This window comes from Mesorhizobium sp. M7A.F.Ca.US.014.04.1.1 (genome assembly GCF_003998745.1).
In the GTDB taxonomy this organism is placed as follows: Bacteria; Pseudomonadota; Alphaproteobacteria; order Rhizobiales; family Rhizobiaceae; genus Mesorhizobium; species Mesorhizobium ciceri.
Genome location: NZ_RZRW01000495.1, coordinates 1 through 4193, shown reverse-complemented (window position 1 = coordinate 4193; position 4193 = coordinate 1). Strand labels below are relative to the sequence as shown.

Annotated in this window: 5 protein-coding genes; all 5 read right to left on the bottom strand. The window is 62.1% G+C overall.

The window, feature by feature from the left end; genetic code table 11:
• Window positions 1-222: 222 nt before the first annotated feature.
• Complete coding sequence (locus EOA22_RS25955) at window positions 223-693, bottom strand: MaoC family dehydratase (protein WP_063168842.1); 471 nt, start codon at window positions 691-693, stop codon at window positions 223-225.
• The gene (locus tag EOA22_RS25950) at window positions 690-1166 is read right to left on the bottom strand and encodes a MaoC family dehydratase (protein WP_013529991.1); all 477 of its coding nucleotides are present in this window, start codon (window positions 1164-1166) and stop codon (window positions 690-692) included. The genes EOA22_RS25955 and EOA22_RS25950 overlap by 4 nt, the downstream gene beginning before the upstream one ends.
• 123 nt (window positions 1167-1289) lie before the next feature.
• The gene (gene corA, locus EOA22_RS25945; RefSeq protein ID WP_023809832.1) at window positions 1290-2264 is read right to left on the bottom strand and encodes a magnesium/cobalt transporter CorA; all 975 of its coding nucleotides are present in this window, start codon (window positions 2262-2264) and stop codon (window positions 1290-1292) included.
• A 188-nt stretch (window positions 2265-2452) separates the two neighbouring features.
• Window positions 2453-3124, bottom strand: a complete 672-nt coding sequence (locus EOA22_RS25940; RefSeq protein ID WP_272482876.1) for an HAD family phosphatase — start codon at window positions 3122-3124, stop codon at window positions 2453-2455.
• A gap of 66 nt (window positions 3125-3190) precedes the next feature.
• Window positions 3191-4193, bottom strand: a 1003-nt coding sequence (gene ychF, locus EOA22_RS25935) for a redox-regulated ATPase YchF (RefSeq protein ID WP_127390310.1), incomplete at its 5' end; no start/stop codon positions are given.

Below are 4193 nucleotides of genomic sequence, written 5' to 3'. Positions count from 1 at the left end.
AAGCTGGAGGCGCTCGGCGTGCCGGTGCGGACGCTGATTGGGTTCGAGGGGCATTGAGGGGCAGTTCTTCCTTCTCCCCTTGTGGGAGAAGGTGGATCGGCGCGCAGCGCCGAGACGGTTGAGGGGTGGGTGACGGAGTGCCGTCGGCGCCAAGCTGGAGCACCCCTCATCCGACCGAGCTTCGCTCGGCCACCTTCTCCCACAGGGGGAGAAGGAAGAAACCTACTCCACCTTCACCAGCACGGCGCTCTCGAACTCCAGCACCTTGGCGCCGGTCGAATCGAAAGCTTCCGAACGCAGCGCCAGCAGCCGCCAGCCGGGGCGTGAGGCAATCGGGCGGTGCGACAGCGCGGTGCGCGTGAAGGTGATGGTTTGCCCGGCATAGACCGGCTTCAGCCATTTCAGGTTCTTGAAGCCAGGCGAGGGGCCGAATTCCGGCACCGGACCGGGGCCGCTCCACGCAGCGATCTCGGCGTCCATGCGGTTTTCGAGATTGAGTTTCATCCAGGTGGCGGCGGTGTGCCAGCCGGATGCGCAGAGCCCGCCGAGCACGCTTTTCTTCGCGGCCTCCTCGTCGGTATGGAAGATCTGCGGGTCGTATTTGCGGGCGAAGGCCTTGATCGCCTCGGGCTCGAATGTGTGCGAGCCGAGCGTCACCGTGGTGCCGATACGAAAGAACTCGTCCAGTGTCATGCTTGGCTCCCCGCGGCATCGCGCGTGAGGAACATGGCGGAGTTCTCGAGCTCGAAGACGCTTTCGCCGCGCTGGTTGAACAGTTCGCTGCGCATTGTAACGAAGCCGAGTTGCGGCTTCGATTTGGACAGGCGCTTGGCAACGACCACCAGGGTGCCGGTCAGTTGATCGCCGGCCAGGACCGGCTTCTTCCATTTGACCTGATCGACGCCGGGCGCGCCCTGGCAGGTCGAGTCCAACAGGAAGGCATCGCACAGCATGCGCATGAACATGGCGCAGGTGTGCCAGCCCGACGCCGCCAGCCCACCGAGGATGCTGGCCTTGCCGGCTTCCTCGTCGAGATGCATCGGCTGCGGGTCGAATTCTCCGGCGAATTCGACGATCTCGGCGGCACTCACGAGCTTCGAGCCGAGGTCGATCGATGCACCCTCGATGAAGTCCTCATAGGCCCATGTTTTTATCTCTGCGGTCATGGTCTGGAATCCGGCTTGTCGACCCACGATCCTCAGGATCGGGGTTTCCGGATGCAGGCCGGCGTTCATTTGGTCAAGCGATTTCTACTGCGCCAGCCTGTGGCAGCCGATCGACAGGCCCACTCAGAGCCAGCCGCGGCGGCGGAAATACCAGAAGGGCAGGATCGCCGACAGCACCATCATGGCGATGGCGAAGGGATAGCCAAGTTCCCATTTCAACTCGGGGATGACGTCGAAATTCATGCCGTAGATCGAGGCGACCAAAGTCGGCGGCAGGAAGATGACGGCGGCGACCGAAAAGATCTTGATGATGGCGTTCTGCTCGATCGAGATCATGCCGAGCGTCGCGTCGAGCAGGAAGGAGATCTTCTGCGACAGGAAGGTGGCGTGGTCGGCGAGTGACAGCACGTCGCGAGACAGCGTCTTGATGCGCGCCTTGGTGTCCTTGCTCATCTTGGTGCGGGTCGAGGCATGGGCGAAAAAGCCCGCCAGGCGCTGCAGCGAGATCAGGCTGTCGCGGATCGAAGACGCGATGTCCTCCTTGCGGCCGATGGCTTTCAACAATTCCTGGAAGTCGCGATTGCGCTTGGAAACCTTGGTCGATCGCGCCTCGAAGATATCGCGCGAGATCGCCTCGATGTCACGGCCGGCACGCTCCAGAATGTCGGCGAGACGGTCGACGATCGCCTCCAGCAAGCCGATCAGGATGGTGTCGCCGCTGGTGCAGCCGGTCGCCACCTTCTCGGCGCGCTGCGGAAAGGTCTTGAAGGCCTTCGGCTCATGGTAGCGCACAGTGATCAACCTTGTGCCGGCGAGCACGAAGGTGACCGGCGACATCAAGGGATCGTCGACCTCGGTCTGCGCGGGCAGGGTTGCGGTCATGAAGTAGGCGCCGTCCTCGACATAGAGGCGGCTCGAAATCTCGATCTCCTCCATCTCCTCGCGCGTCGGAATGGCAACGCCGAGCCAGCTCTCGATCGTCGCTTCCTCTTCCTTTGTCGGGTTGAACAGGTCCGCCCAGACGATGGTCTCGCTGTTTGCCAGGAGATCGTCGACGACGCGCAGGCGATCATTGTCCACGACGAAGGCCTTGATCATCGCCTGATTCCCTTGCTGGGGCCAAAGGGTGCGTTCGGATTGACGCGTCGTGTTGGATTGCACGGTTCCTGGCGCCAGCGCCGACCGTGCGTCTGCCGCTTAGACCTGTGACGTGACAAAATCAAGACAAGCCCGAATCGGGCCGGGGGACGGCCCTCGCGGCTCGGAAGCCGCGTCAGCGGATCGATCTAAAGACTGGCTAGAGTGACCTCCAAGTCCTCGTATGCGCCGACGAGGGCATCCGCGCCATGTCGCAACAGAGCATCGCCATGAGTGCCGGTGCAATGACTGCCAGCGGTAAATCCGATCACGCGCATACCTGCTGCCTTGCCCGCCAGGACGCCATTCACGCTGTCCTCGACCACGATGCACTCCTTTGCATGAACACCGATCGTGTCCGCCGCATGCAAGAACAGGTCTGGTTCCGGCTTTCCATTGACGACCATGTCCGATGAAAAAATATTAGGATCGAAAAGGTCGACAAGGCCCGTGTGTTCGAGTTTCCAACGCAATCGGGCCAGCGGCGTGCTTGACGCCACACATCTCCATGCGGCGAGCCGGCCAATCACATTCCCTGCATCGGGTAAGGCCGCCAGATTCTTACGCAAGCGTTCGTTGGTGTGGTCGGCAAGCTGTTCAAAAAAGAGCGGAGAGAGCGGCTTGGCTCGCTCTTGGCCGATCGCTTCGAGCTTCGCCTGCCACATAGCGGGAGACAATCCCATGAAGGCTTGCGTATAGGCGCTTGGTTCGAACGTGATGCCGGCCGCCGCCAGATATTCAAGCTCGGTTGCCTGGTATATCTCCTCGCTGTTCACGAGGACGCCGTCACAATCAAATATTATCAGCTTTATAGGCGACACTTTGGGCCTGATATCTGGTGGTCGGCTCAGCCGGCCCGCGGACAGTCTCGAAGGACTTCCATCAAATCACGTGTTGAACTTGAACAGCAGGATGTCGCCGTCCTGGACGACATATTCCTTGCCTTCGTCGCGGGCCTTGCCGGCTTCCTTGGCCGCCACTTCGCCGCCCAGTGTGACGAAGTCATTGTAGGCGATGGTCTGGGCGCGGATGAAGCCGCGCTCGAAATCGGTGTGGATGACGCCGGCGGCCTGGGGGGCCTTGTCGCCCTTATGGATGGTCCAGGCGCGCGTCTCCTTCGGCCCGACGGTGAAGTAGGTGATGAGGTGCAACAGATCGTAGCCGGCGCGGATGACCTTGTTGAGGCCGGGCTCGTCGAGGCCGAGCGAGGACAGGAATTCCATCTCTTCCTCATCGGAGAGCTGTGCGACCTCGGCTTCGATGGCGGCCGAGATCACCACGGTGCCGGCGCCCTGGGCGGTCGCCATCTTTTCCACGGCCCTGGTGTGCTCGTTGCCGGTGGCTGCGTCGGCCTCGGCGACGTTGCAGACATAGAGCACGGGATGCGAGGTCAGAAGGTTCAGGCCCTGCAGGATGCGCAAATCTTCGGCCGAAATATCCTTGAGCAGGATGCGGGTCGGCTTGCCGGCCTGCAGCAGTTCTAGCGCTGCCTCCATCATCGGCAGCACTGACGTCGCTTCCTTGTCCTTGCTGCCGGCGCGCTTGCGGAATTGCACGATGCGGCGCTCGAGGCTGTCGAGGTCGGCGAGCATCAGCTCGGTTTCGACCGTCTCGGCATCGGCCACCGGGTCGATGCGGCCCTCGACATGGGTAATGTCGTCATCCTCGAAGCAGCGCAGCACATGCACGATGGCGTCGACCTCGCGGATGTTGGCGAGGAACTGGTTGCCCAGCCCTTCGCCCTTCGAGGCGCCGCGCACCAGACCGGCAATGTCGACGAAGGAGATGCGGGTCGGGATGATCTCCTTTGACTTGCCAATCGCCGCGATCTTCTGCAGGCGCGGATCGGGCACCGCGACCTCGCCGGTATTCGGTTCGATGGTGCAGAAC